Below are 26,182 nucleotides of genomic sequence, written 5' to 3'. Positions count from 1 at the left end.
TTACTGGTATCTTATATTAAAAGATAAAAATAAATGATAAGGTTTTAATCATGGCTAATAACGCAGATGCAATTAATGTGGCAGTAGATAAAGAAAGATATAACAAAAATAATGATGGTATGTATTATACTCCGTATCGACATAGAAAAGGTATGACTCTTTATCTTCGATTAAATATAAAGATAAATAATGAAGATTCTAGAAATAGATCTCCAATGACAATGGTGATTAATGTTGCTCAAAAACGTATTGATGAGTACCCCAAGTATACATTTGAAGAATTTGTAAGTAACAATGCTTCTGAATGTGTGAAGTCGGGGGAGTTCGAGATTACTCGAGGTGCATATGAGAAATTTTTAGCTAAGCATAAATACTATTACGGAATATATCAAAAAGCAAAAGTGAATGAATGCCGTGGTTACTTCGAGATTGACAGGGCGGGAATTAAGAAAGAGGCGGCAAAGATATCAAAGCCAATCCATGATGTTGCAGATATTGTTGAAAAACTTGCTTTAGATGGTCTTTTGACTGCTGTAGAAGCACAAGATCTGTATCAGTCAATGTACAGAATTAAACAAGTACTAGACGCATACGTTATGCCTGATATTCTTTTTCAGAATATGCTTTTCTATGATAAAAAATTAACTGATAAAATTAAGACTTACAATCATTTATCTAACTTCAAAATTTCAAGTAAAGCAAATGCTGATCGTTTTGTTAAACACATGAGTAAAATAGACAGTTTTGAGACTGGTAATAGAGTTAAAAAATTAAGCACTGAAAGAAAGGTATTAGAGTCTTTGTGTTCCAGTCTTTAATAAAACCTCATTGATATCTGCCAGATCAAAGAACTGGCTTTTCATATTATATGCAAGTGTGTATTTTGTATTCTAATGATGAATAGTATTGTTTTATTCAAAATCATGGATTAGTATTCATCATATTCTGCTACCAACATGTAATAGGGATGATTATGACGGATGATATTAATGAACAGCTTGGTGTCAATAAGTCCTTTCTTAACGACACATTCGCAATGATCCGCATATCTAAAGACGGGGAGGTTTGGGTGCAATATCAAGATAAGATGGATATACCATCCAGTGTTAAAGCAATTAATATTACGGCAGATCTCCTCAAGATTATTGCTAGTCATCAAAGTAGTTAATAATACTATAGATTATATAAAATAACTACTGAGGATTGATAAACCTGCTATAATTTATCTTTCTTATCACGACTTTTTCTTTAAGTTAGAGGGAATTATTGTATAGGAATAGATTGACTATGATAGCTCGAATTGGAATAGCCGATGAAGAACTCGTTCGTAAGTATATTTTGGATGTTTCAGCTGGAAAATTAAACCATGTCGAAGATATCCCTCATTTCTGGTTTTCATCATTAACGGATCTGGAACAGGTTTTAACTAACGAAAATATTAAGCTTTTGTATATGATTTCTCGTGATAGAGCAAATAGTGTAGGGAAGTTATCTGATATAACAGGTCGCAGTGTCGAAGAACTTTCGATTTCTATTGATGACCTTGCATCTAAAGGTTTTGTTCGTATTGATAGATGTGGAAACGAAGAGTGTCTTACTGCCATTTATACCTCTTTTGAGATCCTCATGGGCAAAGAACTGGAAGCTCTGCTTCGACATCGCTATTAACTTTTAAAAAAGCATTCATGCTTTGCTGCTGAATTCTTCACTCCTCGTAATGAGCGATGATTATTTCGGCCTTTAAGGCAACTGAGTCTCTATGAGGCGGCGATAGGGTCGGAAATAGACCGAAGGAGACTCTAGCATCGATAAGAAAATTTTAATTTGTGTTGGTAATTTTCGCTTGAAGGTTTGGTTGTCATTTAGAATAGTCACTGAATTAATCGATGTGTTACTTCATAATAAATCTATCAGGAAAATTCAGTCAAAGAACATTGTGAAGTAATGGAGCATATGTTCGCTGAAGCTTAATGAGGCAAAAGCTCGTTTGCAGTGATCGGCTCTGGCACACCTCTGGACAGAACTTTGTCAGTTATATTACTAAATTAGGATATAACGGATTAGCTGACATATGGGAAAGTAACTCCCTGTCAAGGTGTGAACAACGCTATATCGAAGCTTCCGAATACCACCTTAAACACCAAACGCAACGCATAGTAAAAATGCCACGCATTGCGAATCACTCTTAAACAGTTTGTATATAGCGCAACTACAGCCACCCCTTAGGAAACTCAATTACATCAAGTTCATAAGTTTTCGGTGTGTAGTTCTGATTTGTCTCAGCAAGATAAACCACACCGACCTCACAACCAAAGATAGATTTAATTTGGGCCAAACATAACAGTTGTTCGACAGATATTCGGTCTGACTCTTTCTTCACCTCAAGGAACAATATGCTGCCATCTTCGCGATATAGAAACAAATCAGGCTCACCCGATGTTTTAGAGCCTCTTATCGCTTTGAGCACTGCTAACTTCTTCGGATCGAGATGTTTAGCAACCAAATCTCTACCGAGAGTATATTTAGGATTGTTTGGCTCCCAATCCCCCAAAGCGTAAAAAGCTGTGCCTTGCCACCCTAATTTGGAATAGTGCGCCAAAGTAAAATACTCTCCAAAATGGTAACTTTGCTGGTTATGAACATCGTTAGGTACATATAGTTGCTCTGGAATCCAACTTTTGTCGCCTTGCTTCCAGCTATCTAACAAATCTTTTGGATACCTGATTACTATCTCTTCGATCTTTAACTTCATATAAAGCCTCGTTCCTTTAGCTACTAATGCCCACTTAAATAGATTGTTAGAATTTTGCTATCGTTGTACTGCTATTAACAAACATCAGTTGCTCAACGACTCTAAACTCTGCAACTTCGTAATTGACCGAAGCTTCGAAAGCAGTGTGTATTTCCTTAAATTCTGATTCTGATGCTACTCGTCCACATAAGTCTAAGTATTCCCAGTACAAATCTACTTTTTCAATAATGTACTTGTGAGACTTACCAAGCAGGAAATAGCACACCCTGCTATCCCAAATCGCATAAACACTTGGGTTTACGAAATGTAGAAGTTTTGAAACGCCAACAAGAGAGTTGTTTACCAATGACTTTAAAGCAACGATTTCATCACTTGAAATTCGTTCAGGCAACTTTGCCTTGTTTAGTATATTCAGCGACTCTTCAAAATTATTCGACTTGAAGTTCATGATTGTTGGCATCCACCCATAAGTGAAATTTGCACCAATAACCAAGTCTTGCTCTGTAAGAGTATCCTTGTCACTGAAATACTTTACAAAATGGCGATAAGAACGGTGATATGTGTGCTCGGGGTCTTCACCCTTCAAAGAGTCAGAGAACCTCAAGATATCTTTAATTTCAATATTCTTCATATTTTCCTAAAAATTCTAATGCCCGCTTAAGTGGTGAGCAACGCAATGCGATGTTTCCGCACACCTCCTTAATCACTAAAATCAACGCACGGTAAAAATGCCACGCGTTGCAAATCCGTCTTAAAGCGTTTGTTATATTTATTGACTGGTGAGCTCTTGCAGGATAGCTCTAGCAGCATTTTTACGATTTAAAGCAAAGCCCACTTTCTTTCCAGTAGTATCCGTTAAAACCAACAGATCAGAATCAACCCACATATCACGCTCTACAGTCTTTTCGGTGATATTAGTTAGCTTTTCGATTGGTAATTTATAAGACAAATTATATCTATACCCTGACAAATCCCAAACACCCATATAAGCTCCGTGCTCCGTAATAAAAAACACTCCCCATGACTGTAGATCTTCACCTTCATATAGCGTTGTATATTCTTTAAACAACACACTTTCTGAGCCATCTTTAATGGTATCAAGTACTATTGGATCGAATGCAGGTGTATTTATCGGCCCCTGAGCCGTCTGCATCGGGCCAGGAGAGGCACAACCACTTAAAGCCACAAGGCAACCCAAGACCATGAAACCTTTCTTCATCAATTCAATTCCTTATGATGTAGTTGATTATAAATATAGCGCCGCGTTAAGGGGGGCTGGCACGCAACACAAACGCTACCGCACAGTGCCGTAACCACCGAACTCAACGCAAACTGAAAATGCCACGCGTGCCAAATCCCACTTAAACGCTTTGTTATGCTTAAGCTTCAACGCCCGCATTTTTGCCAAAACCAAGATTAACTCAGCTAGGATTAGCTAACAAAAGGCAAGAGCTAAAAAACTGAAATGACTCATAATTTTTGAAAATCAGACTTTGAAATTTGTCTGCTAAAAACTCAAGAACCCAAGTTCAAAGTTTCGATTGAGTCAACTTCCCTAACCTCGCGCTTACCCGAAAATTGACTGAGGCAACTCCCTGAATTTTCAGCACCAAAGAATAAGTGTCCGAAAAACAGCGCCCAATAAAGCTAACTTGCCGACCAACTCGAAACTAATCAGCTCGGGGAACAAAGAAAAGCACTAAACCACTGATTTTACGAGATTAAGCATAATGCTTTCTATACGGCTTTTAGCCGCCTTTCATATTCTTATCATGCAACCTTTTTAATACCACATCAACGTGTAATCAATAGGTTAATGAAAGTTAACAGAGATCAGATTGCATGATGCTCTATAATTTTAGAAAAAGGCTGCTCTCCAAACTCCTTCGGATAACTTTTGATAGGGGAAATTACAAGGATCTAAATAAGCAGGAGCTTTTGCTCTGAATTGCTTTGGGGCAAAACTGAGGTAGTGCTTGCTCATACCCCGTGTGATCACCAAGCGATTCTGTCGTACCTTAACTACCAACCGATTTTGTCGGTGAACTAATTACCAAGGGAAAATGACGGATCCATTTCTATACCTAACCCTTTGAATAGGTCAAATCACCATTCAGGGGTTAGTAAGGATGATCATCATGGACTCTCGCTCCCAGCTTACTGTTGATGTGATCGCTAAAGTCACTCAAGGTAAGATCAGCATTCACAGTGCTGCCAAACTCCTCAATAAATCCCGTCGTACCATAGAGCGTTATCTCCACCGCTATCGGCGTGAAGGCATACGCTTTGTTGTTCATGGCAATAAAGGACGTGAGCCTGTCAATAAAACCCCTGATTCACTGAAAAGACAGGTTCAGCAACTGATCCAAACTAAGTACTTCGATTTCAATTTGCAGCATCTGGCCGAGTTGCTCACGGTCAACGAAGGCTTGACCATCAAGCGGGAAACTTTGCGAAAGTGGGCGCACGCTATCCACCATGTGAAGCGAGCCAAGCGTCGTCGTAGCCGAGTAAGAAAGTACAGGGAACGAATGGAGCAGCCTGGACTGATGCTGCAAATGGACGGCAGTCCGCATCAATGGTTTGGTGAGCATCGCTCATGCTTGATTGCCATCATCGACGATGCGACCAGTGATATCCATGCCGAGTTCTTCCCTTCCGAAACCACGGAAGGCTGTATGAAAGTCATGAAGGCGTATATCGAAAAGCGAGGTCTGTTTAAGACGCTCTACGTCGATAGAGCGGGTATATTCGGTGGTCCAAAACGCAGTAACTTCTCTCAGATGCAACGCGCTTGTGAAGAGCTAGGGATCGAAATCATCTTTGCGAATTCGCCCCAAGGCAAAGGACGTGTCGAACGGGCATTCGATACGTTCCAAGACAGGCTGGTTCCAGAGCTTCGGCTGCATCATATTACCGATATTCAAAGCGCCAACGAGTATCTTCAAAACCAATTCATTCCACTGTACTGGCAACAGAAAATCGCGGTGCAGGCGAAGAACCCGAGGTCGGCGTTCAAGGTTGTCCCTGAACACATCAACCTTGATACGGTCTGTGTTCACAAGGAATATCGCAAGGTTCGCCGAGATCATACCTTCAGTTATAACAATAAAATGTATCTCATCGACTCACCCATAAGGCACTCCATCGTCAATCAGAAACTGGAAATACGCTGTCAGTTCGATGGTGCATTCTCAGTCTATTTTGGTCACCGAAAACTGCATATTACCGAGTTAGAAGAGCCACCAAGAGCGAGTGAGTATGGGATGGAAGTCCAGCGCAAGTTGGATGTCATCGAGCTTGCCGACCGTCTGGGTAATGCGACGGAAGCCGCTCGGCTCACTGGTTGCTCGCGCCGAAGTATCTACAACTATCAAAAGGTATTAGCCGAGGAAGGCATCCTTGGCCTTAAGCGCATTAACAAACCGCTGCACCGCAGCAAAAACAGCATACCTGAAGAAACCGAACACAAAATTATCGAGCTGACCTTAAACAATCCGTATCAAACCTCAGTACAGTTGAGAACCATACTAAAGAAGGAGTACAACATCACCGTCAGCAGTTGCACGATACGAAATATCTGGAAGCGCGAGGCACTAAATACCAGAGCGCTGAGAATACAACGCTCAGCGGCATTAAATAAAGAAGTCTAGCCTGTGGGCTAGACTTAAAGGTGAACGACAAAGTCGCTTGGGATTTATCCCGTCAGGCTCCCTTGGTAATCACAGCTTGCTCATACCCCGTGCTCATACCCCGTGTGTTCATACACCCAGACGTTTAAAAAGTTTCAATGATTGGACAAATCAACGTTGTTATACGTGCCTTGGTGCGAACATGATGATAGCCATGCCGATCAACGCTACCGTTACACCGACTATGTCCCATAAAGTTGGTCGAATACCATCAACTATCCACAGCCATAGGATTGCTACAAAAATATAAACCCCACCATAAGCAGCATAAACCCTCCCAGCCGCTGTTGGGTGAAGAGATAGTAACCAAGCAAATAGTGCTAGGGATAGAGCCGCTGGTAGTAAAAGCCAGACAGATTTCCCGTCTTTCAACCAGAGATAAGGTAGATAACACCCCAATATTTCTGCTATTGCTGTAATAAAGAATAACCCGATAGTTTTTGCTTCTATCAACTCATTTTCCTCATATTATTTCTGATAGACTTTGCACTGAATTGCCGATTGTAACGTTCAACTCTCAATGATGCTGTCTTTTGGTTATTGGCTCAATTTATAAATCGAGACATAAGAAAAACTGATAAATTTCTTAATGGCAATATTTTGCTCCAGCACTGTTCCACCGTTCATCAGAGATAAGTTTTATTAGGGCTACGCATAGTGCAGTAGACAGTAGTGCTCTTTGCCGTAAAGAAGGAATGGGGCACACATGTTTTGGAGTGGAAGTTCTATGGCTCTTTTGTCCCAAACCTAAGAGAGCCAGAGAATATTGGGTTGTGAGAACATCTGGGTAGGTTACTAAGACTCGACACACTAGACCTGCAACGATATAGTGCACCGTTTGACTAACCCACTAACATCCGCCATTTTTAACAGAGCACCAATGAATAACCATTTATCCCCAATCGACAAAAATCATTTGAAGAAACTACTTCGCTTAGAATTAGATCCGACATGGTCTGATAGTCTGTCGGCAACACCTGATATGTCTTGGGTTACCCCTATCGTGTTAGAAACACTATTTACTGAGTTGATAATCCACACCCGAGGTAATCAAACAAAGGCTGCAAAAATGCTTGGTATTAACAGAGGTAGTTTCAGCTCAAAAATCAAACGGATATCAAATCACGAGTTTTGATTCTCACCAACAGATTTAAAAGCCAAGTTAAGGAACCTAAATCGCCTCTGCTCCCGAGCGGGGGGACACCCTATGTCGTAGCTCAAATCTGGACATTTTTTAGTGATAAAGTACCAAGTGTGATTACGCTTTAAATATTTGTATTTGTATTTGTATTTGTATTTGTTTAGCTCTTAACATGCGTCGGCAGTTCTTCATAGTTAGGCACACTATCTAAATTTCTAGACCAGCTTGCACCATTACTTACAAAGATGTTAGCGGTAGGCTTAATAGAAATAGGACTATCTAGGCTACCCGCAGGAACTACTACACTGTTAATACTTTCAGCTATCGTGGGAAGTGCAGACCCACATTTTTTACAAAAGCTTTTTACATGCATTGAGGTTGGATGTTGGTAGGTTTTAACGTCGCTTTCACCTTGCAACCATGTTAATTTGCTCGCTTTAGCAAATAGGTTAGCAGCATGATCAGAGCCAGTATCTTTTTGGCAACGAGTACAGTGACACAAAAAGAAAGACTGGAAATCTCCTGAAAGCTCATATCTCACTCTGCCACAAAGACATGAACCTAGATGTTTATTAGCCATACTTTAGCTCCATTAATTTGTCTGAATCTCTACCAAATCAGTACTTACAATCCAGGATGCATACACTTTAATTTGCTAATTATAAGGGCATTTATGCCCTTATTTTGTTAGGGCTAATTGTAGATTAGTTGGGTATACAGGATCTGAACATAATTTATTATTAGTATCCATCATGATTATGATTGAGAGCCTCTCAGTCATTACTTGATTCCTAAACGTTTAGCTAAACGATGTAGGTTCCCACTATCAAGCTCTAATTGGCGAGCCGTTGCTGCCCAGTTTCCCTGGTTAAGGTTGAGCGTTTGCTCAATGACTTTTTTCTGATACCTATCCGTTGCTTCTTTAAGTCCCACATTTGGTTGATTAATCGACGAAATATCTGGTGTGTTCCTTCCATCTGAAGTTGCAGACGGTGATGTATAGATATCAAAGTCTGACACTAACAATTCGATGTCCGCTGAGTGCGTGCGAGCTTTGGACAATACACCTGCACGTTTGATCATATGCTCCAGCTCTCGTACGTTCCCTGGCCACGAGTATTGTTTTAATGCTTGAATAAGATCTGATGAAAAGCGAATGCTACTTAGTCCCAATTTGCTTCGTAGCTGTTCTGCGAAGAAACCTGCTAATAATATTACGTCCTCCTCACGTTCACGTAATGGAGGAACACGAATCGGGAAGACGCTTAAACGATGATATAAATCGGCTCTAAATCGTCCTGCTGTCACTTCTTCATGTAAAACTCGGTTGGTGGCTGCCACAATACGAGTATTGACACGAATGTGCCGATCATCCCCGACGCGCTGAATATCCCCGTACTGCAAAGCTCGCAACAGCTTTGCTTGTAATTCAAGTGATAACTCACCAACCTCGTCTAGAAATAAAGTACCACCGTCAGCCTGCTCGAATTTACCTTTGCGATTGCTGATCGCGCCAGTGAACGCTCCTTTTATATGCCCAAACAATTCACTTTCTGCTACAGATTCAGGTAGCGCTGCACAATTTAGGTAGACCAATGTTTTATCTGCGCGATTAGAACGATGATGAATGGCGTTGGCAACCAGCTCTTTTCCAACCCCAGTTTCGCCCATGACCAATACGGACAGTTCAGTATTGGCGACCGCATTAATTTGTTGTTGCAACGACTTCATTTCTGCCGATTCTCCAATAATGTCGTCATTCAATGCACGTTTTTCAGTAAACGATTCTCTTGGCAAGCTGGTCTGTGTTTCCAATTTTTCTAAAAGCAATGCGGTATGAAGTCCGCCAGCGGCCAACGCACTGATAAAACGTAGCTCATGATTTAGAAGTGAATCAAACTGGAAGGGATCAAACGCATCAATGGTGATAGCGCCGATGAGATGATCGTCTATTAACAAGGGTAACCCGATGCATGAGTGGATGTGTAATTTGTCATCATGATTAGGGATCAAGCCGTCGTAGGGGTCGGGTAAGTTACTATCCGATGGAAAACGCACAATATCACCCGCGCGGGCAATCGCTTCTAATCTTGGATGTTCATTGATAGAGAAGCGGCGGCCCAATACTTCTTTTGCTAAACCGTTGATGGCTAGCGGTTTAAAGTGTTGATCTTCATAAAGAAGCAGAGCAGAAGAATCGCACTTTAAGACTTCTCGTATTGTGGTGAGCAAGGTGTCAAAGCGAGCCTGTCGAGTAAGAGCTGAATTCAGATCTTGTGTAATGTGAAGCCATTGGGCGATTAATGTAGTCATATTGAATACCTACAATTGTCAATATGACAATTGTAATGTCTTAATGACAGTTGTCAACAATGTCATTAGGACATCGTTTGTGTGACGAACTTGCGGTAAGCTATTGATAAATAACAATATGTGTTTTTGGCATGCCTTGTGCATTATCTAATGTATCAGAGATAAATTAATTTAAATCCACGTTAAGGTAGTGACAATGACAATTCATGTTAAAAACAATATTCACTGGGTAGGTCAACGCGATTGGGAAGTGCAAGATTTTCATGGTACAGAATACAAAATGACTAAAGGTACCAGCTACAACAGTTACCTCATTCGAGAAGAAAAAACGGTATTGATTGATACCGTTGATCATCGATTCAGCCATCAGTTTCTTCAAAACCTTGAGATGGAAATTGATCTTAAGTCCATTGATTTTATCGTTGTGAACCATGCGGAAGAAGATCACTCAGGTGCTTTATCCGTATTAATGGAGAAAATTCCTAACACACCCATATATTGTACCGAAGCCGCGATAGATTCAATTGTTGGACATCACCATCATCCTGAGTGGAAATTCAAAACGGTAAAAACAGGTGACAGCATTGATATTGGTAACGGAAAACAGCTCGTTTTTGTTGAAGCGCCAATGCTTCACTGGCCTGACAGTATGATGACTTATCTGACGGGTGATGCGGTGTTATTTAGTAATGATGCATTCGGCCAACATTATTGCGATGAACGATTATTCAATGATGAAGTCGATCAAAATGAGTTGATGGAGCAATGCTTACGTTACTATTCCAATATCTTAACGCCATTCAGCAGCCTAGTAACGGCAAAGATTAAAGAGGTACTAAGTTTTAATCTGCCTGTCGATATGATTGCTACATCACATGGTATTGTGTGGAGAGATAATCCTGCTCAAATTATTGAGCAATATTTAGAGTGGGCGGACAATTATCAAGAAGATCGCATTACGATTTTCTACGACTCGATGTCAAATAATACTCGAATGATGGCGGATGCGATTGCACAGGGCATTCATGATGTTGATCCTGGCGTTGCCGTTAAGGTTTTCAACGTCTCTAAGCATGATAAGAATGAAATTCTCGCCAACGTATTCCGCTCCAAAGGGATTTTGGTCGGGTCCTCAACCATGAACAACGTCATGATGCCAAAAATTGCAGGAATGCTAGAGGAAATTACAGGTCTTCGTTTTAAAGCGAAAAAAGCGGCCGCCTTTGGTAGTTACGGTTGGAATGGTGGCGCGGTTGATCGTATACATGCGCGGTTAACCGATGCAGGATTCGAAACTGCAATCAGCTTGAAAACCAAATGGCGACCAGACGGAAAAGCGATGCGCGAATGTCGTGAACATGGTCAGGCTATTGCTAAATTATGGGCCAACAACTTACTATTAAGACCTACTGAACTCCGTTCGCAAGCTTTAGAACAAACACCACAAGTGAATCCGCGAAAAGTCGAAGAAGTTCAGCTTGGTGTCCAACAGGAGCAGCCACACCCTGAAGGGTGTCAGTGCATGATATGTACTGTGTGTAACTGGGTATATGATCCTTCAAAAGGTGAGCCAAACCAAGGCATTGAGCCTGGAACAGTATGGTCTGACATACCCGATTATTTCTTATGTCCAGAATGTCACTTAGGCAAAGATGTCTTTGTTGAATATAAAGCGTAAGGAGGCAGTATGCAGACACCTATAGTAATTATTGGTAGTGGCTTTGCTGCTTACCAGTTAATTAAAACAGTGCGTCGTATGGACGCACATATTCCAATTCAGGTCTTTACTGCTGAAGATGGTGCCGAATACAACAAACCAGATTTGAGTCATGTCTTTAGTAGAAAACAAACCGCCTCGGATTTAGTTGTCAAATCTGGCGACGTGTTTGCTAAAGAACATAACATCGAGTTGTTTGCAAACACCAAGGTTGAAAAGGTGGATGTTTACACGCAGCAGCTGACAGCAAATGGGCAAGTCTACCCCTATGGAAAGCTGGTGTTTGCTACGGGAGCAAAAGCATTCGTACCACGAATGAATGGTGATGGAGTAAGAGACGTATTGACGTTGAACTCGCTACAAGAGTATCAGGCGGCTGAGACACATATTAGCCGAGCAAAACGGGTTTTGATAATCGGTGGCGGGCTAATTGGTGTTGAAATTGCTATGGATCTTGCCACCAGTGGTAAAAACGTAACCGTTATCGAGCCAAATACTCACTTATTGGCAAACTTAATTCCTGAGTTCATCGCTTTGCCAATAGAGAGACAGCTTAAGCAGCAAGGCGTTCAACTGGCGTTAGAAACTAGCGTAGTAGCAGTAGACCGTTCAGAAAGTGGATCAACGGCAACATTAAGCTCTGAGCGTATAGTTGAAACCGATATCGTGATTTCAGCGGCTGGCTTATGTGCCAATACACAATTGGCTAAAGAAGCGGCTATTAGAGTTAACAAAGGGATTGTCGTCGATAGTCGTTTGCAGACTTCAACTCGCAATGTTTTTGCGTTGGGAGATTGCGCAGAAATCCAAGAGCGAATGATGCCATACCTACAACCCATTGTGTTAAGCGCCAACGTTCTAGGCAAACAACTATTGGGGCAAGACGCCGAGCTGGTGTTACCTCCCATGATGGTTAAGGTCAAAACACCTAGTTACCCAATCCAACTCGCGGGGACCGTAAACGGTGTTGAGAATTGGGAGGTGAGTATCTCTGCCCCTGGTATTGTGGCGAAAGCGAAAGATGATAACGGCCATCTCGTTGGTTTTGTCGTTACAAGCGAACAAGTTACGCAGGCATTCCCACTGCTTCGCGAATTGTCAAAATCATCTGGTCAATAGAAACATCGAATTTCAATAAAAGTTAAACAAAGAGGGTATTATGTCGCACCTACGTATTCCAAAAGATTGGACGATTCAACGCTCAACACCATTCTTCACAAATGATAACGTGCCGCAAGCGTTACTATCTCACCATAACACAGCGGAAGGTGTGTTCGGTCAATTGTGTGTGATGGAGGGGCAAGTGACTTACTATGGCTTTGCCGATGCGAATGCCACAGAACCTGAAGTGGTTGTTGTGATTAATGCGGGTCAATTTGCGACAAGTCCACCGCAATATTGGCATCGTATTGAGTTGAGTGATGATGCCCAATTCAATATTAATTTCTGGTCGTTGCCAAATAATATAAAACAACAAATGTACAATACAAAACAAGACTCATAGGTTCGTTACTCCTACCTTTGACATTGATCTGTCAAAGGTAGGATGTTTTTGTTCAGGTATTACTTTTTGAGATTGTATAAAAATTCAATCAGGTCAGATTGACTAACCATCCCAACGAGTTGAGATTTAGAATTAACTATAGGTATATGGTGAAATCCTGACGTTAAGTAAGGGATAAGACGAGCTACATGTTGCTCTTCATGCATAGAAATCGGATTTCTTTTCATATATTGGCCAATAGTGTTCGAGGTCTTTTTCTTTGCCAAGAGGTATAAACCTACGAATGAATTTATTTTTCTTTTTTCGACATAAAGTAAAAAATCGACTAATGAAAAAATACCTACAATTTCTTTATCGGAGTTTATAACAGGGATGGCACTAAATTTATTTTTTTGAAGTGTATTGAGACCCTCATAGACAGAATCACTTTCTGTGAGTGCCAGAATGTTTTCTGTCATTACATGTTTGCAGGTCAGTTTTTGACTTTTGTGCTCCAAAGCAAGCAGGTGAGTTTGTTTGAAAATTTCATCGAGCGTTTGTTCATCAATATCTAACCATTCATTTCTCGTTTCCAGAACACTATGTAATTCATCAAAGTAAAGTGATGACTTTTCATGTGCAGACTTTGAATTAATTGATGGTTTTTGAGTTGTTTTCGAAGACCTTATGGCATTCCATCTACGATACACAATGCCAGACAAGGCTAGGGGAAGAACATTAAGTAAGACAGGATCGAGTATGAAGTAAATATCTGGCTGCGATGTGTGACTCAACACAGGGACAAGCGCAGTTGCTACGCCAGGTGGATGGACACATTTTAGGACAATCATAATGATGATAGTGCAAGTTATTGTCAGTGTTATCAAAACTATGAGATCATCGAATGCCGTCGATAAACCGATACCGACCAACGCCGCCGTTACATGTCCACCGACCAAAGGCCATGTTTTTCCCATTGGACTGCTAGGGATCACAAAAATGATCGTGATGGAAGCCCCTATTGATGCAATCAATAAAGGGGTTGTAGAAATGGTATGCCCGTAGTTTGCAAGTACCGCAATGATAGCTGATGTAAGGAATACAGGTATTGCAATGAATGAAAGATTGAATAAGCGGTCAAAATGAGACATAGGAATCAAAGTAAAAGTAAAAGTAAAAGTGAAAAACGGAATTTTATGCGATCATTAAATGTTGATAAAGCGTTTAAATTTTTATGGATATAATTAAAACGAACATGAGTTGTCTAATCTTTATATAAATAGGCTTGATTTATAAATACCATTATCGTATGCCGTGTATAAATATGAAATGTTATTTTTCATTATTGTCGTAATCATTTAGAGGTAAATTTAATTAAATCATATATTAAGACTAATAGGTTAGATAGTTCTAGAGTAGAATAAAAGTGGTATGAAAGAGGATAATTGATATGAACATAAATAATACTTCCCTATGTGATATTATAAAAAACGTTCCAGGTTCAATAAATGTATTAAAATCGTACAACATTAATGTATATATAAACTTAAGGAAAACATTAAATGAATTTTTAGTTATCGATGATATTTCCAAATATTCTAATATGATTGATGAATTAAACGAACTGAGTCGGGATAACAAAGAGTTTCTGAAATTTTGTGATATACCTCATCAAGAGTTGATAAAATATATCATTGCTAACTTTCACATAAAACACAGAGATCAGTTGAATCGGGCGATAGAGTTAGCGAAACGTGTTGAAACTGTACACTATGACCACCCTAAATGCCCTCTTGGTTTGAGTGAATGCTTAGAAGGGATTGAGAACGATCTATGCAGTCATATGGAGAAAGAAGAACAAATCTTGTTTCCAATGATCAGTCAAGGGATCTATCCTGATGGTCCTATTTTCGTCATGGAGAAAGACCATGATGACCATATCCAGGCATTGAGTGATTTAATGACTTTGGTGAACTACTTGGAAGTACATGAAGATGCATGTCAGTCATGGCAAAATTTATATTTATTATTAGAGCAATTTGAAAGTGACATCCTCACGCACATTGCTTTAGAGAACAATATTTTATTTAAAAATTAATGTACAGTGAAGAATGAATTTCTGCTTAATCGATGTGTTTAGGCAGAAATATCTAATTATTCGAACCTGATTTTTTCTTGATGTACCCAAACTGCTGCTTCAACTCGAGAGCGTAATTGTAGTTTTTTCAAGATGCTTTTTACATGAACTTTTACTGTGCTTTCGGAGATGAAAAGTTTATTAGCAATCATTTTGTTTGATAAACCAATAGCAATGTTTTTCAGAATCTCCTGTTCCCGAGTGCTAAGAACATCAATAGATACATTGGTTAGTTTTTCCTGTTTCTTTTCTCTTAGATTTCCTACTAAAATTGATGTTAATTCAGGGCTAATGACTGTTTTTCCTAAACATGCATTTTCAATAGAGGCTAGTAATTCTTCTGGTTCCATATCTTTTAAAAGATATCCGTCTGCACCTAATTTAATCGCCTTAGACACGTCTTCATCGTAATTTGAAACGGTAAAAATAATAATTTTGCTTGAGATGTGTTTATCTCGTAGTAATTTTAACGTTTTCAATCCATCTAACTCTGGCATATTGATATCTAATAGGATTAAGTCTGGTTCGTAGTCAATAGCATAATCCACCCCTTGAAGCCCATTACTTGCTTCTGCAACGACGGTTAGATGTTTTCTGGTATTGAGTAATTGCTTAATACCATTTCTCAACATTGGGTGATCGTCGATTAAAAGTATTGTGGATGCTTCAGCATTGGTAAATGTATGTTCTTTAATCATATTATACTCGTGAATATATAGGAAAAGTTAGGTAGAATTCAGTCCCTTTGCCAGGAGAGGAGATGATATCCCATTTTCCTGATAGAGACTGTGCTCTGTCACCAATAATTTTTAGACCATAACGAGAGTTTTCTTGTGAAGTAGAGAATCCACAACCATCGTCGAGAATAACTAAGGAGATATCATTATCTTTCATTGATAAATCTAGCGTTACATCGGAAGCTTGTGCATGCTTATAAATATTATTTAAAAGCTCACGAATTATTTGTATTAAATGTATTGAATGATGAGTGGATATTTTATTAGCTGGGATTTCATAACTAAAATTTATTTTGGTGCCAATTTTTTTGTTATATTCCTTAACAGTGTTTTCCAGCGCAGGTAAAAAACCTAGCCCATCTAACCTCAACCGAAAGGTTGTCAAAAGCTCTCTAAGTTGACAATAAGCAACATTTACTTCTTCTCGCATTTCACCAATAATAGATATCTGATCTTCGTCTAAGTTAGATAAATCCATTTGTAAAATACTCAATTTAATCTTGAGACAAGACAGGGACTGAGCGATTGAATCATGCAGTTCTCGTGCAATTGTATTTCTTTCTTTTAATATTAATAACTGCTGATCCTGCTGAACCTTATAGAAAACGGAAAGAGATTGTGTTAATAGTTCTGAAAATGCAATTATTAATTGCTCATTTTCTACATTTATACAGGATTTTATTTTGTTTGATATGACGATTTTTCCATAGTCATGATTAGAGTCCTTTAGTTTTATAGTGATCTCTGATAGGTTTTCTATGAACGTCTTTTCATTATCAAAACAGAGGTTGCAGCTGAGGTTTTTGCAAAAATCAGGTCTGCTTATTGAACCAAAATCAAATATTTGAGTATTATCACTTTCTTGATAATCATTAATTAATATTTTAACTTTATGTATACCAGTTAATTCAATTAACTCTTGAGTTAATGGTGCCAACATATCGCAACTATACTGTTCATTATTAAACTTTTTACATGCTCGATATAGAAAGTCTAAGTATTTATTTTTTCTATTCAAATCCTCTGTCTTATGATATACAACATTTTCTAAATTTATATATGTTTCTTTTATACTTTCTGACATTAAATTAATAGAATCGCCCAATTCATTCATTTCATCTTTATGTTTCTGTACGATAAACTTCTTACTAAAGTCTCCAGATTTAATCGATCTTGATATATCAAGTATTGACATCCATGGCTTAAATAGCCTTGAGTATAAGTTTCCAATAGAATATATTCCAAATATTATTATCATAATGGAAAATGCTTTTTGGATGTTTTCTAGAGATTTAATATTGTTCTCGGTATTACGTTCTACTTTATAGATCAGATTATCTATTATTTTCACAAACTCGTCAGAGTTTGATCTTATTGATTCATAGTTCTGATTTTCTATATTTTCCTGAAAGAAAGCTAATAAATTTCCATGCTGATCGCTTAAACCACTTTTGATCATGTACTCTATTATGTTTGGATTATTCAGCTTTTTATTAATTCTACTTATATTTTCTGACGTAATACTTTTATCTGTAGACAAAATAGATTTATAGATGAGCATTCTTATCGAGCCAATTTGATTAACAATGTGCGTTCGACCTTGAATATTGTCTACCGTTATGAGTGAAATAAACATACCAGATAAAGATATGCTACAAAGTATTAATATAAAGAATGAAATTTTTTTTGTTATGGATATATTGAAAAAATTCATTATCTCATCTAATGAGCTAGTTTTCCGTATCCAATAACATACCGCTTTTTTATGATACAAGACATACTACCATTGGGTTACTACCTAATAGTTTCCTAAACCGCCTGTTTATGGAATTTTTTATTTTTTTAATCATATCAATAGCTTATAAAATTAGGCTGTAACTATAATGAGCAGTATCACTTAACGGGAAGGTTTTGTTAGGAATATGTCTTTGATCTAAATCAACAAATTTACTACGTGATTATCACTAAATGTACTGGTTTTTCCAATAACAATGGTGTGAATCATGTCAATAAATATAGATACAAAGGACATGGAGTCGTCTGGTCGAGTAAGTGCGCATTCGATTAAACAATGGTTTCCTGAGGATAGACAGTTTTGGTTATCTCAAGGGCAATACATTGCAAAGCGAAACTTATGGATTTCGATTCCCTGCCTACTATTGTCTTTTTGTGTTTGGATGATCTTTAGTGCAGTTGCAGTAAATTTGCCTAAAGTCGGCTTTTCATTTAGTACCGAGCAACTTTTTTTGTTAACCGCATTGCCCTCAGTATCAGGTGCGATTGGTCGTATTCCTTATTCTTTCACAATTTCAATATTTGGGGGTAGACGTTGGACTGCATTCAGTACATTGATGCTTGTTGTACCAATGGTTTGGCTAGGAATCGCCATCAGTAATCCTCACACTTCATACTCCACATTCGTCATGATTGCGCTGCTATGTGGACTAGGTGGTGCAAATTTTGCCTCAAGTATGGCAAATATCAGTTTCTTTTATCCAAAGGAAATGCAGGGGAGTGCGCTTGGCTTAAATGGTGGACTTGGCAATCTCGGTGTCAGCGTAATGCAGTTGGTGGTTCCTATTGCTATTTCCGTTCAATGGTTTACTTCGCAATCTGAAGGGCCACATCTACAAAACGCCGCATGGATTTGGGTGCCGTTAATTTTACTCTTTAGCCTTATTTCCTGGTTTGGAATGAACGATATAGAAAATGCAAAAGCCTCGTTCAAAGAGCAGGTCAAAGTACTTAAACAAGGACACTTATGGTTAATGAGTTTATTATATCTTTCCGCGTTTGGTTCTTTTATCGGTTTCTCTGCTGGTTTTGCAATGTTGTCTCAAACGCAATTTCCAGAAGTTGAAGTTTTGAAATTTGCGTTTATAGGTCCACTCATTGGTGCTCTTATGCGACCTGTTGGTGGAGCATGGTCAGATAAATTTGGTGGTATAAAAGTAACGTTTTTAAACTTCGTACTTATGGCGTTATTAACCGTTCTTATCTTCTTTACTATTCCATCGGAAAGTACATCAGGTAGTTTTGTTCTCTTCCTTATCATTTTTATGGGATTATTTGCCTGCTCGGGTATTGGTAGTGGATCAACATTTCAAATGATAGCAGTTTTATTCCGCCGTATTGTTTCGCAACAAGCGAGAATGGCAGAATTGGATGAGGAGACTATCACGCGTAAGTCAGGAACGGATACAGCAGCAGCATTAGGATTTATATCTGCCATTGGCGCGTTTGGTGGTTTCTTTATTCCACAGGCATTTGGTCTATCGCTCTCTCTTACAGGCTCAGCCTCAAGTGCTTTAATACTATTCCTATTTTTCTATGTCGTTTGCTCAATCATTACGTGGTTCGTTTATGGACGAAATATAGAGAATGGTTACGCAACAAAAAAATAGATTATTTAACTAGTCTGAGTACCTAATTTAGTAGCAAGGTTATCTTTTAATCGATAGCTAAATATAAATAAAAATATTCCCCTGAATATAGGAGAAACACTGAATGAGCAAGTTTTTGGATCGATTTCGATACTTTAAACAAGTCGGAGATTCGTTTTCTGGTGATCACGGACAAACACTTAATACAAACCGTGATTGGGAAGATGGATACAGAACGCGTTGGCAGCATGATAAAATTGTGCGCTCTACTCACGGCGTAAACTGCACTGGATCTTGTAGTTGGAAAATTTATGTTAAAAATGGGTTGGTGACATGGGAAACTCAACAAACAGATTATCCTAGAACACGTCCAGATCTTCCTAATCATGAGCCGAGAGGATGTCCGCGAGGGGCGAGTTACTCTTGGTACTTATATAGTGCGAATCGTCTCAAGTACCCAATGGTACGTAAGCCGCTATTAAAACTTTGGCGTGAAGCAAAACGCCGCTTTGCAGATCCTATCGATGCATGGGAATCTATCGTCACTAACTCTGAATCGACGACTGCTTATAAAACAGCTCGAGGACGAGGCGGATTTGTACGTAGTTCTTGGGCTGAAGTTAACGAAATTATTGCCGCTTCTAATATATACACCATAAAAGAACATGGACCAGATCGCGTGGTGGGTTTCTCCCCAATTCCAGCTATGTCTATGGTGTCTTACGCCGCTGGTGCGAGATACTTGTCTCTTATTGGTGGTTCCTGTTTGAGTTTTTATGATTGGTATTGTGATTTACCACCAGCATCTCCGATGACGTGGGGGGAGCAAACAGACGTTCCTGAATCAGCAGATTGGTACAATTCTTCATACATTATTGCTTGGGGTTCTAACATCCCTCAAACCCGCACTCCTGATGCGCACTTCTTTACCGAGGTTCGTTATAAAGGGACGAAAACGGTCGCAATTACACCTGATTACGCTGAAGTTGCAAAACTCTGCGATCATTGGCTTAACCCAAAACAAGGTACGGACAGTGCAGTAGCACTCGCAATGGGTCATGTAATTCTTAAAGAATTTCATGTTAAACGTCAGTCTGAATATTTCCAAAACTATTTGCGACAATACTCAGATATGCCGATGTTGGTGAAGTTGGAGCCTAGAGCTGACGGTAGCTACAGTGCAGGTCAGTTTTTACGCGCATCAGAGCTAGTGAATAACCTCGGAGAGTCCAACAATCCTGAATGGAAAACCATCGCTATTAACGAAGTCGATGGGGAATTCGTTGCACCTAATGGCTCTGCTGGTTTTCGTTGGGGAGAAAAAGGTAAGTGGAATCTTGAGCAGCTAGCGGGAGATGGCCAGAATAATGTGAAGTTGCAATTAGGGATACAAGATGCAGATGACACGGTTGATGTTGCCTTCCCTTATTTTGGTGGTTTAGAGCACGAACATTTTACCCATGTGCCACTCTCAGACCTCATTAATCGTAAGCTGCCAGCCAAACGTATTACTTTGGAAGACGGAACCGAAACATTTGTCACAACCGTATATGACCTGACACTTGCGAATTATGGTGTAGAACGTGGATTAAGTGATCCGAGTTGTGCAGCAGAGTATTCCGAACTCAAAGCTTATTCTCCTGTATGGGCTGAAAAAATCACAGGAGTCTCAGCCGAAGAGATCATTCGAATTGCAACAGAGTTTGCGGATAATGCAGAGAAAACTCGCGGACGTTCGATGATTATTGTCGGTGCAGGCTTGAACCACTGGTACCACATGGATATGAACTATCGAGGTTTGATCAACATGTTGATCTTCTGTGGCTGTGTTGGACAAAGTGGCGGTGGTTGGGCGCATTATGTCGGACAAGAAAAACTTCGTCCTCAGACAGGGTGGCAACCTCTAGCGTTTGGATTAGATTGGCAGAAGCCTCCTCGTCATATGAATGGTACATCTTTCTTCTACAATCATTCAAGTCAATGGCGATATGAGAAGTTAAAAGTCGATGAATTATTGTCTCCAGTAGCGGATAAAACGCGCTACAGCGAACACTTGATTGATATGAACGTTAAAGCAGAGCGAATGGGATGGTTACCTTCGTCACCACAACTTAACGTAAACCCGTTGAATATTGCCAAAGAGGCACAAAGCTCAGGACAGTCAGCAACGGATTACGTTGTGAATGCGTTGAAAGAAGGCGAGATTCGTTTCGCATCAGAACAACCTGAAAAACACTATCCACGAAATATGTTTATATGGCGTTCGAACTTACTTGGCTCGTCGGGCAAAGGTCACGAATACATGCTCAAATATTTACTCGGAACCGAGCATGGTATTCAAGGTAAAGATCTGGGCGAGTTTAGTGCAACAAAACCGAGTGAAGTGGAATGGAGTGATCAACCAACACAAGGCAAGCTTGACCTCGTTGTGACGCTAGATTTTCGTATGTCGAGCACGTGTTTATTCTCGGATATCGTTCTTCCAACCGCAACGTGGTACGAAAAAGATGATATGAATACGTCGGATATGCATCCCTTTATTCATCCTCTATCGGCAGCGGTTGATCCAGCATGGGAAGCAAAGTCTGACTGGGAAATCTACAAAGGCATTACCAAAGCATTTTCGAGTCTTTGTGAAGGCCATTTGGGTAAAGAAACCGATATTGTTACGTTACCTATACAGCATGATTCTCCAGCGGAAATAGCTCAGGCATTTGACGTTAAAGATTGGAAACGTGGTGAATGTGAGTTGATACCTGGTAAAACTGCACCACATATTATGGCCGTGGAACGTGACTATCCAAATACTTATGCACGATTCACCTCTCTAGGACCACTATTAAATAGTCAAGGTAACGGTGGTAAAGGCATCAACTGGAATACCGATAGTGAAGTTGAATTGCTCAAAAAACTCAATTATGTCCATCATGAAGGAGCTGCAAAAGGACTCGCCAAAATTGAAACAGCTATTGATGCAGCAGAAGTGATTTTAACGCTAGCGCCAGAAACGAACGGGCAGGTAGCAGTAAAAGCTTGGGATGCATTAAGTGAATTTACAGGACGAGAACACCGCCACCTGGCCATCAATAAAGAAGAAGAAAAAATTCGCTTTCGAGACATTCAAGCGCAGCCGAGAAAAATCATATCGAGTCCAACATGGTCTGGCTTAGAAGATGAACATGTATCCTATAACGCTGGTTATACCAATGTACATGAGTTGATTCCATGGCGAACAGTAACAGGGCGTCAACAGTTATATCAAGATCACCAATGGATGAGAGATTTTGGCGAGAGTTTAATAGCTTATCGTCCACCTATTAACACTCGTACTGTTCACGACATTATGGGTAAGAAGGGAAATGGCAACAAAGAGAAAGCCTTGAACTGGATTACGCCACACCAAAAATGGGGGATTCACTCTACGTACAGTGAAAACTTACTTATGTTGACACTATCACGTGGTGGCCCAATTGTGTGGATGAGTGAAATAGACGCAAAAGACCTTGGTATTGAAGATAACGATTGGATCGAAGCATTTAACTCTAATGGTTCATTAACGGCAAGGGCTGTGGTCAGTCAACGTGTGCCTGAAGGAATGGTCATGATGTACCACGCACAAGAGCGCCTTGTTAACTTGCCAGGTGGTGAGATTACTGGACAACGAGGTGGGATCCATAACTCAGTTACTCGGGTATGTCCAAAACCTACTCATATGATTGGCGGCTATGTGCATCAGGCTTATGGCTTTAACTACTATGGAACAGTCGGTTCGAACAGAGATGAATTTGTTGTTGTTCGTCGAATGAAAGAAGTCAAATGGCTAGATGACGAAAACAACGATTATACACAAGCACCGAATATGTACAGTGGTTTAGTGGGAGATAAATAAGTATGAAAATTCGTTCACAAGTCGGCATGGTATTGAACCTTGATAAATGCATCGGATGTCATACCTGTTCAGTCACTTGTAAAAATGTTTGGACTAGTCGCGAAGGTATGGAATACGCGTGGTTTAATAATGTCGAGAGTAAACCTGGTACAGGGTATCCAAGTGATTGGGAAAACCAAGATAAGTGGAAAGGAGGATGGATTCGAAATATTAAAGGAAAGCTCGAGCCAAAAATGGGCAATAAAATTGGCGTTATGGCAAAGCTGTTCAATAACCCAGATATGCCGACCATAGATGATTACTATGAACCGTTCACTTTTGATTACGAGCATCTCCAAAATGCACCACAGAGTAAACATCAACCGATTGCTCGTCCTCGTTCTCTGATCACTGGCCAGCGGATGGACAAAGTGGAAAAAGGGCCAAACTGGGAAGAAATTCTGGGTGGAGAATTCTCTAAACGTTCTGCTGATCAGAATTTCAATGACATGCAAAAGGAGATGTATGGTCAGTTTGAAAATACGTTCATGATGTATTTACCTCGTTTATGCGAGCACTGTTTAAATCCAGCTTGTGTGGCGACTTGCCCAAGTGGTGCAATATATAAGCGGGAAGAAGACGGTATCGTATTGATTGACCAAGACAAATGCCGTGGATGGCGGATGTGTTTGACAGGATGTCCATACAAAAAGATTTACTTCAACTGGAAGAGCGGCAAATCGGAAAAATGTATCTTCTGTTACCCAAGAATTGAGTCTGGTCAGCCTACGGTGTGTTCAGAAACCTGTGTAGGGCGCATTCGCTATTTAGGTGTGATTCTATATGATGCAGATAAGATTGAGCAGGCGGCGTCCGCGAAAGATACGACGGATCTTTACCAAAACCAGCTAGACATATTTTTAGACCCGAATGATCCTGAAGTTATTGAAGAAGCACTTAAACAAGGTATTACGGAAAATGTACTAGAGGCCGCGCAGAAGTCACCCGTGTATAAAATGGCGATTGACTGGAAACTTGCGCTGCCTTTGCATCCTGAATATCGCACCTTGCCAATGGTTTGGTATGTGCCACCTTTGTCACCAATTCAGTCTGCGGCAGATGCTGGATATGTGGGTAATAATGGTGTGCTTCCAGATATAGAGAGTTTAAGAATCCCTGTGCAATACCTTGCAAATCTTCTGACTGCGGGAGATACCGTTCCCGTGCTAAGGGCATTAAAAAGAATGCTGGCAATGCGGCACTTCAAACGTGCTGAAACAGTTGATGGTCAAACAGACCTTAGTGCATTAGAGCAAGTTGGGTTGACGGCACAACAAGCTGAAGAAATGTATCGCTACCTGGCAATCGCAAATTATGAAGATCGATTCGTTATTCCATCAAGTCATCGAGAACTGGCGCGTGAAGCCTTTCCTGAAGCTAAAGGCTGTGGATTCAGTTTTGGTAACGGATGTCATGGCGGTGATGATATTCGAATCAATCTATTTAATAGTCAGCGCATCAACTCTATAGATATCACAGCTAAGACGGTAGGAGACAAGTAATGGAACTGAAATCTCTCAGATTAATTGCGGCCTTATTGGATTATCCGAACTGTGATACTTGGGATTTTCCACATGAATTGATTGGTATCGTAAAACATTGCGAAGAATTAAATATAGATCAAAAGAAAATACTTGTTAAATTTATTAATAGAATTTTAGATTTGGAGCTAATGGATGCACAATCTAATTATGTTGATTTATTTGATCGAGGACGGTCACTATCTCTTCTCTTATTTGAACATGTTCATGGAGAATCAAGAGATAGAGGTCAAGCAATGATTGATTTGATGGGCCAATATGAAGAAGTTGGGTTGCATCTTAGCGGTGGTGAACTTCCTGATTATCTGCCTAGATATCTAGAATATGTGTCTCAATTGAATGCAAAACATGCCAAGGAAGGGCTAAAAAATATAGCTCCGATTTTAGCGCTTATTACTGAACGGTTAAAACAAAGAGACAGTTACTATTTTGATCTTTTTAAAATATTGTTGGAATTATCGGAAGAGAATGTAGACGCTGAAGCTTTGCATCAACAAGTATCTAATGAAGATGAGGACTATACACCAGAAGCCTTAGATGCCGTTTGGGAAGAAGAGCAAATCCGATTTTTAGGTGAAGAAGGATGCAATTCTGCGTTGCAACATCAACATAAAAGACGATTTGTAAATAATGTTTCGCCGCAGTATTTAAACATTAGTGATATTAATGGAGTACAGCAATGAGCTTTTTAAATGGTTTCTTTTTTAATATCTATCCCTACATCGCTGGTTCCGTATTCTTGATCGGTAGTTGGGTAAGGTATGACTATGGCCAATACACCTGGCGTGCAGGGTCTAGCCAAATTCTAGACAATACCAATATGCGATTAGCTTCGGGGTTATTTCATGTTGGTATCATAGGCATATTTCTCGGACATTTCTTTGGCATGTTAACGCCTCACTGGGTCTATGAATCATTTCTGTCATTAGCCGCCAAACAATTAATTGCGATGATCGCTGGTGGTATTTTTGGCATTATGACTATCGCAGGAGGAGCAATGTTACTGAGACGACGTCTGACTAATGTTCGAGTGCGTGCAACATCATCTTTTGCCGACATCCTCATTCTTACACTGCTTGTCATTCAAGCATGCCTAGGTGTCTTGACGATTCCGTTTTCTGCACAACACTTGGATGGCAGTGAAATGATGAAGTTAGTTGGTTGGGCGCAAGATGTCGTGACATTTCAATCTGGTGCAGCAAGCAACTTAGATGGCGTGAGTTTTATATTTCGCATTCATATGATATTAGGAATGACGATATTTCTTATTTTTCCATTCTGTAGATTGGTTCATATTTGGAGCGTTCCATTTGAATATGTTTCAAGACGTTACCAGATAGTAAGAAGTAGAAGATAAT

Annotated in this window: 23 protein-coding genes; 14 read left to right on the top strand and 9 right to left on the bottom strand. The window is 39.7% G+C overall.

Features of this window, described 5'->3' with window-relative positions:
- Positions 1-50: 50 nt before the first annotated feature.
- From VEJY3_RS21205 to VEJY3_RS21195, 3 genes are all read left to right on the top strand, one after another.
- The gene (locus VEJY3_RS21205; RefSeq protein WP_014234478.1) at positions 51-818 is read left to right on the top strand and encodes a hypothetical protein; all 768 of its coding nucleotides are present in this window, start codon (positions 51-53) and stop codon (positions 816-818) included.
- A gap of 155 nt (positions 819-973) precedes the next feature.
- On the top strand, positions 974-1,168 hold the full coding sequence (locus VEJY3_RS21200; protein WP_041170418.1) for a hypothetical protein: 195 nt from the start codon (positions 974-976) through the stop codon (positions 1,166-1,168).
- A gap of 119 nt (positions 1,169-1,287) precedes the next feature.
- Positions 1,288-1,668 (top strand): transcriptional regulator, encoded by a 381-nt coding sequence (locus VEJY3_RS21195; protein WP_014234476.1) that lies wholly within the window; start codon positions 1,288-1,290, stop codon positions 1,666-1,668.
- Positions 1,669-2,209: 541 nt separating this feature from the next.
- On the opposite strand, the gene VEJY3_RS21190 is transcribed toward VEJY3_RS21195, so the two are convergent.
- From VEJY3_RS21190 to VEJY3_RS21180, 3 genes are all read right to left on the bottom strand, one after another.
- Entirely contained in the window at positions 2,210-2,752 is a 543-nt protein-coding gene (locus VEJY3_RS21190; RefSeq protein WP_014234474.1) for a VRR-NUC domain-containing protein, read from the bottom strand.
- Between the two features lie 46 nt (positions 2,753-2,798).
- A complete protein-coding gene (locus tag VEJY3_RS21185; protein WP_014234473.1) occupies positions 2,799-3,383 on the bottom strand; it encodes a hypothetical protein in 585 nt (194 codons plus the stop codon).
- A 138-nt stretch (positions 3,384-3,521) separates the two neighbouring features.
- Complete coding sequence (locus VEJY3_RS21180; RefSeq protein ID WP_014234472.1) at positions 3,522-3,971, bottom strand: hypothetical protein; 450 nt, start codon at positions 3,969-3,971, stop codon at positions 3,522-3,524.
- A 910-nt stretch (positions 3,972-4,881) separates the two neighbouring features.
- On the opposite strand from VEJY3_RS21180, the gene VEJY3_RS21175 reads away from it, so the two are divergent.
- Complete coding sequence (locus VEJY3_RS21175; protein ID WP_081469390.1) at positions 4,882-6,405, top strand: ISNCY family transposase; 1,524 nt, start codon at positions 4,882-4,884, stop codon at positions 6,403-6,405.
- A gap of 159 nt (positions 6,406-6,564) precedes the next feature.
- Here the strand turns inward: VEJY3_RS21175 and VEJY3_RS21170 are convergent, their stop codons facing one another.
- Complete coding sequence (locus tag VEJY3_RS21170; RefSeq protein WP_014234470.1) at positions 6,565-6,897, bottom strand: YnfA family protein; 333 nt, start codon at positions 6,895-6,897, stop codon at positions 6,565-6,567.
- Positions 6,898-7,324: 427 nt separating this feature from the next.
- Here VEJY3_RS21170 and VEJY3_RS21165 point away from each other — a divergent pair, with 427 nt between their 5' ends.
- Positions 7,325-7,579: a helix-turn-helix domain-containing protein gene (locus VEJY3_RS21165; protein ID WP_041170417.1), complete on the top strand. Its 255-nt coding sequence runs from the start codon at positions 7,325-7,327 to the stop codon at positions 7,577-7,579.
- A gap of 166 nt (positions 7,580-7,745) precedes the next feature.
- On the opposite strand, the gene VEJY3_RS21160 is transcribed toward VEJY3_RS21165, so the two are convergent.
- On the bottom strand, positions 7,746-8,165 hold the full coding sequence (locus tag VEJY3_RS21160) for a GFA family protein (protein WP_014234468.1): 420 nt from the start codon (positions 8,163-8,165) through the stop codon (positions 7,746-7,748).
- Between the two features lie 200 nt (positions 8,166-8,365).
- On the bottom strand, positions 8,366-9,898 hold the full coding sequence (gene norR / locus VEJY3_RS21155; RefSeq protein ID WP_014234467.1) for a nitric oxide reductase transcriptional regulator NorR: 1,533 nt from the start codon (positions 9,896-9,898) through the stop codon (positions 8,366-8,368).
- 196 nt (positions 9,899-10,094) lie between these two features.
- Here norR and norV point away from each other — a divergent pair, with 196 nt between their 5' ends.
- The 3 genes from norV to VEJY3_RS21140 are packed head-to-tail and all read left to right on the top strand — an operon-like array spanning position 10,095 to position 13,119.
- Positions 10,095-11,576, top strand: a complete 1,482-nt coding sequence (gene norV, locus VEJY3_RS21150; protein WP_014234466.1) for an anaerobic nitric oxide reductase flavorubredoxin — start codon at positions 10,095-10,097, stop codon at positions 11,574-11,576.
- Positions 11,577-11,585: 9 nt separating this feature from the next.
- Entirely contained in the window at positions 11,586-12,734 is a 1,149-nt protein-coding gene (norW, locus tag VEJY3_RS21145) for an NADH:flavorubredoxin reductase NorW (RefSeq protein ID WP_014234465.1), read from the top strand.
- A gap of 40 nt (positions 12,735-12,774) precedes the next feature.
- Positions 12,775-13,119, top strand: a complete 345-nt coding sequence (locus VEJY3_RS21140; protein ID WP_014234464.1) for a DUF1971 domain-containing protein — start codon at positions 12,775-12,777, stop codon at positions 13,117-13,119.
- 59 nt (positions 13,120-13,178) lie between these two features.
- Here VEJY3_RS21140 and VEJY3_RS21135 read toward each other — a convergent pair whose 3' ends face one another.
- On the bottom strand, positions 13,179-14,249 hold the full coding sequence (locus VEJY3_RS21135; RefSeq protein ID WP_041170416.1) for an HPP family protein: 1,071 nt from the start codon (positions 14,247-14,249) through the stop codon (positions 13,179-13,181).
- Positions 14,250-14,548: 299 nt separating this feature from the next.
- Between VEJY3_RS21135 and VEJY3_RS21130 the strand changes: the two genes are divergently transcribed.
- The gene (locus tag VEJY3_RS21130; protein WP_014234462.1) at positions 14,549-15,196 is read left to right on the top strand and encodes a hemerythrin domain-containing protein; all 648 of its coding nucleotides are present in this window, start codon (positions 14,549-14,551) and stop codon (positions 15,194-15,196) included.
- 56 nt (positions 15,197-15,252) lie between these two features.
- Here the strand turns inward: VEJY3_RS21130 and narL are convergent, their stop codons facing one another.
- Both narL and VEJY3_RS21120 read right to left on the bottom strand, forming a co-directional pair.
- Positions 15,253-15,933: a two-component system response regulator NarL gene (gene narL, locus VEJY3_RS21125; RefSeq protein ID WP_006071645.1), complete on the bottom strand. Its 681-nt coding sequence runs from the start codon at positions 15,931-15,933 to the stop codon at positions 15,253-15,255.
- A 1-nt stretch (position 15,934) separates the two neighbouring features.
- Positions 15,935-17,686: a histidine kinase gene (locus VEJY3_RS21120; RefSeq protein ID WP_014234461.1), complete on the bottom strand. Its 1,752-nt coding sequence runs from the start codon at positions 17,684-17,686 to the stop codon at positions 15,935-15,937.
- Between the two features lie 289 nt (positions 17,687-17,975).
- On the opposite strand from VEJY3_RS21120, the gene VEJY3_RS21115 reads away from it, so the two are divergent.
- The 5 genes from VEJY3_RS21115 to narI all read left to right on the top strand — a co-directional run bounded on the left by VEJY3_RS21115 (position 17,976) and on the right by narI (position 26,181).
- Positions 17,976-19,376 (top strand): NarK family nitrate/nitrite MFS transporter, encoded by a 1,401-nt coding sequence (locus VEJY3_RS21115; RefSeq protein ID WP_308507401.1) that lies wholly within the window; start codon positions 17,976-17,978, stop codon positions 19,374-19,376.
- A 103-nt stretch (positions 19,377-19,479) separates the two neighbouring features.
- Positions 19,480-23,244: a nitrate reductase subunit alpha gene (locus VEJY3_RS21110; RefSeq protein ID WP_014234459.1), complete on the top strand. Its 3,765-nt coding sequence runs from the start codon at positions 19,480-19,482 to the stop codon at positions 23,242-23,244.
- A gap of 2 nt (positions 23,245-23,246) precedes the next feature.
- The gene (gene narH, locus VEJY3_RS21105; protein ID WP_014234458.1) at positions 23,247-24,785 is read left to right on the top strand and encodes a nitrate reductase subunit beta; all 1,539 of its coding nucleotides are present in this window, start codon (positions 23,247-23,249) and stop codon (positions 24,783-24,785) included.
- Entirely contained in the window at positions 24,785-25,507 is a 723-nt protein-coding gene (narJ, locus tag VEJY3_RS21100) for a nitrate reductase molybdenum cofactor assembly chaperone (protein WP_014234457.1), read from the top strand. The genes narH and narJ overlap by 1 nt, the downstream gene beginning before the upstream one ends.
- Positions 25,504-26,181, top strand: coding sequence for a respiratory nitrate reductase subunit gamma (narI, locus tag VEJY3_RS21095; protein ID WP_014234456.1), 678 nt, complete (start codon positions 25,504-25,506; stop codon positions 26,179-26,181). Before narJ ends, narI begins: the two co-directional genes overlap by 4 nt.
- The last annotated feature ends 1 nt before the right edge of the window (position 26,182 follow it).

It is taken from the genome of Vibrio sp. EJY3 (genome assembly GCF_000241385.1).
GTDB lineage: Bacteria > Pseudomonadota > Gammaproteobacteria > Enterobacterales > Vibrionaceae > Vibrio > Vibrio natriegens.
The sequence above is the reverse complement of the archived record's forward strand: the minus strand, read 5'-3'. Positions and strand labels throughout refer to the sequence as shown.

What these genes read in the sequence shown, in the direction of transcription:
- VEJY3_RS21205 (WP_014234478.1), top strand. Translation starts at nt 51, where the DNA reads ATGGCTAATAACGCAGATGCAATTAATGTGGCAGTAGATAAAGAAAGA.
- VEJY3_RS21200 (WP_041170418.1), top strand. Translation starts at nt 974, where the DNA reads ATGACGGATGATATTAATGAACAGCTTGGTGTCAATAAGTCCTTTCTT.
- VEJY3_RS21195 (WP_014234476.1), top strand. Translation starts at nt 1,288, where the DNA reads ATGATAGCTCGAATTGGAATAGCCGATGAAGAACTCGTTCGTAAGTAT.
- VEJY3_RS21190 (WP_014234474.1), bottom strand. Translation starts at nt 2,752, where the DNA reads ATGAAGTTAAAGATCGAAGAGATAGTAATCAGGTATCCAAAAGATTTG.
- VEJY3_RS21185 (WP_014234473.1), bottom strand. Translation starts at nt 3,383, where the DNA reads ATGAAGAATATTGAAATTAAAGATATCTTGAGGTTCTCTGACTCTTTG.
- VEJY3_RS21180 (WP_014234472.1), bottom strand. Translation starts at nt 3,971, where the DNA reads ATGAAGAAAGGTTTCATGGTCTTGGGTTGCCTTGTGGCTTTAAGTGGT.
- VEJY3_RS21175 (WP_081469390.1), top strand. Translation starts at nt 4,882, where the DNA reads ATGATCATCATGGACTCTCGCTCCCAGCTTACTGTTGATGTGATCGCT.
- VEJY3_RS21165 (WP_041170417.1), top strand. Translation starts at nt 7,325, where the DNA reads ATGAATAACCATTTATCCCCAATCGACAAAAATCATTTGAAGAAACTA.
- VEJY3_RS21160 (WP_014234468.1), bottom strand. Translation starts at nt 8,165, where the DNA reads ATGGCTAATAAACATCTAGGTTCATGTCTTTGTGGCAGAGTGAGATAT.
- norR (WP_014234467.1), bottom strand. Translation starts at nt 9,898, where the DNA reads ATGACTACATTAATCGCCCAATGGCTTCACATTACACAAGATCTGAAT.
- norV (WP_014234466.1), top strand. Translation starts at nt 10,095, where the DNA reads ATGACAATTCATGTTAAAAACAATATTCACTGGGTAGGTCAACGCGAT.
- norW (WP_014234465.1), top strand. Translation starts at nt 11,586, where the DNA reads ATGCAGACACCTATAGTAATTATTGGTAGTGGCTTTGCTGCTTACCAG.
- VEJY3_RS21140 (WP_014234464.1), top strand. Translation starts at nt 12,775, where the DNA reads ATGTCGCACCTACGTATTCCAAAAGATTGGACGATTCAACGCTCAACA.
- VEJY3_RS21135 (WP_041170416.1), bottom strand. Translation starts at nt 14,249, where the DNA reads ATGTCTCATTTTGACCGCTTATTCAATCTTTCATTCATTGCAATACCT.
- VEJY3_RS21130 (WP_014234462.1), top strand. Translation starts at nt 14,549, where the DNA reads ATGAACATAAATAATACTTCCCTATGTGATATTATAAAAAACGTTCCA.
- narL (WP_006071645.1), bottom strand. Translation starts at nt 15,933, where the DNA reads ATGATTAAAGAACATACATTTACCAATGCTGAAGCATCCACAATACTT.
- VEJY3_RS21120 (WP_014234461.1), bottom strand. Translation starts at nt 17,686, where the DNA reads ATGAATTTTTTCAATATATCCATAACAAAAAAAATTTCATTCTTTATA.
- VEJY3_RS21115 (WP_308507401.1), top strand. Translation starts at nt 17,976, where the DNA reads ATGTCAATAAATATAGATACAAAGGACATGGAGTCGTCTGGTCGAGTA.
- VEJY3_RS21110 (WP_014234459.1), top strand. Translation starts at nt 19,480, where the DNA reads ATGAGCAAGTTTTTGGATCGATTTCGATACTTTAAACAAGTCGGAGAT.
- narH (WP_014234458.1), top strand. Translation starts at nt 23,247, where the DNA reads ATGAAAATTCGTTCACAAGTCGGCATGGTATTGAACCTTGATAAATGC.
- narJ (WP_014234457.1), top strand. Translation starts at nt 24,785, where the DNA reads ATGGAACTGAAATCTCTCAGATTAATTGCGGCCTTATTGGATTATCCG.
- narI (WP_014234456.1), top strand. Translation starts at nt 25,504, where the DNA reads ATGAGCTTTTTAAATGGTTTCTTTTTTAATATCTATCCCTACATCGCT.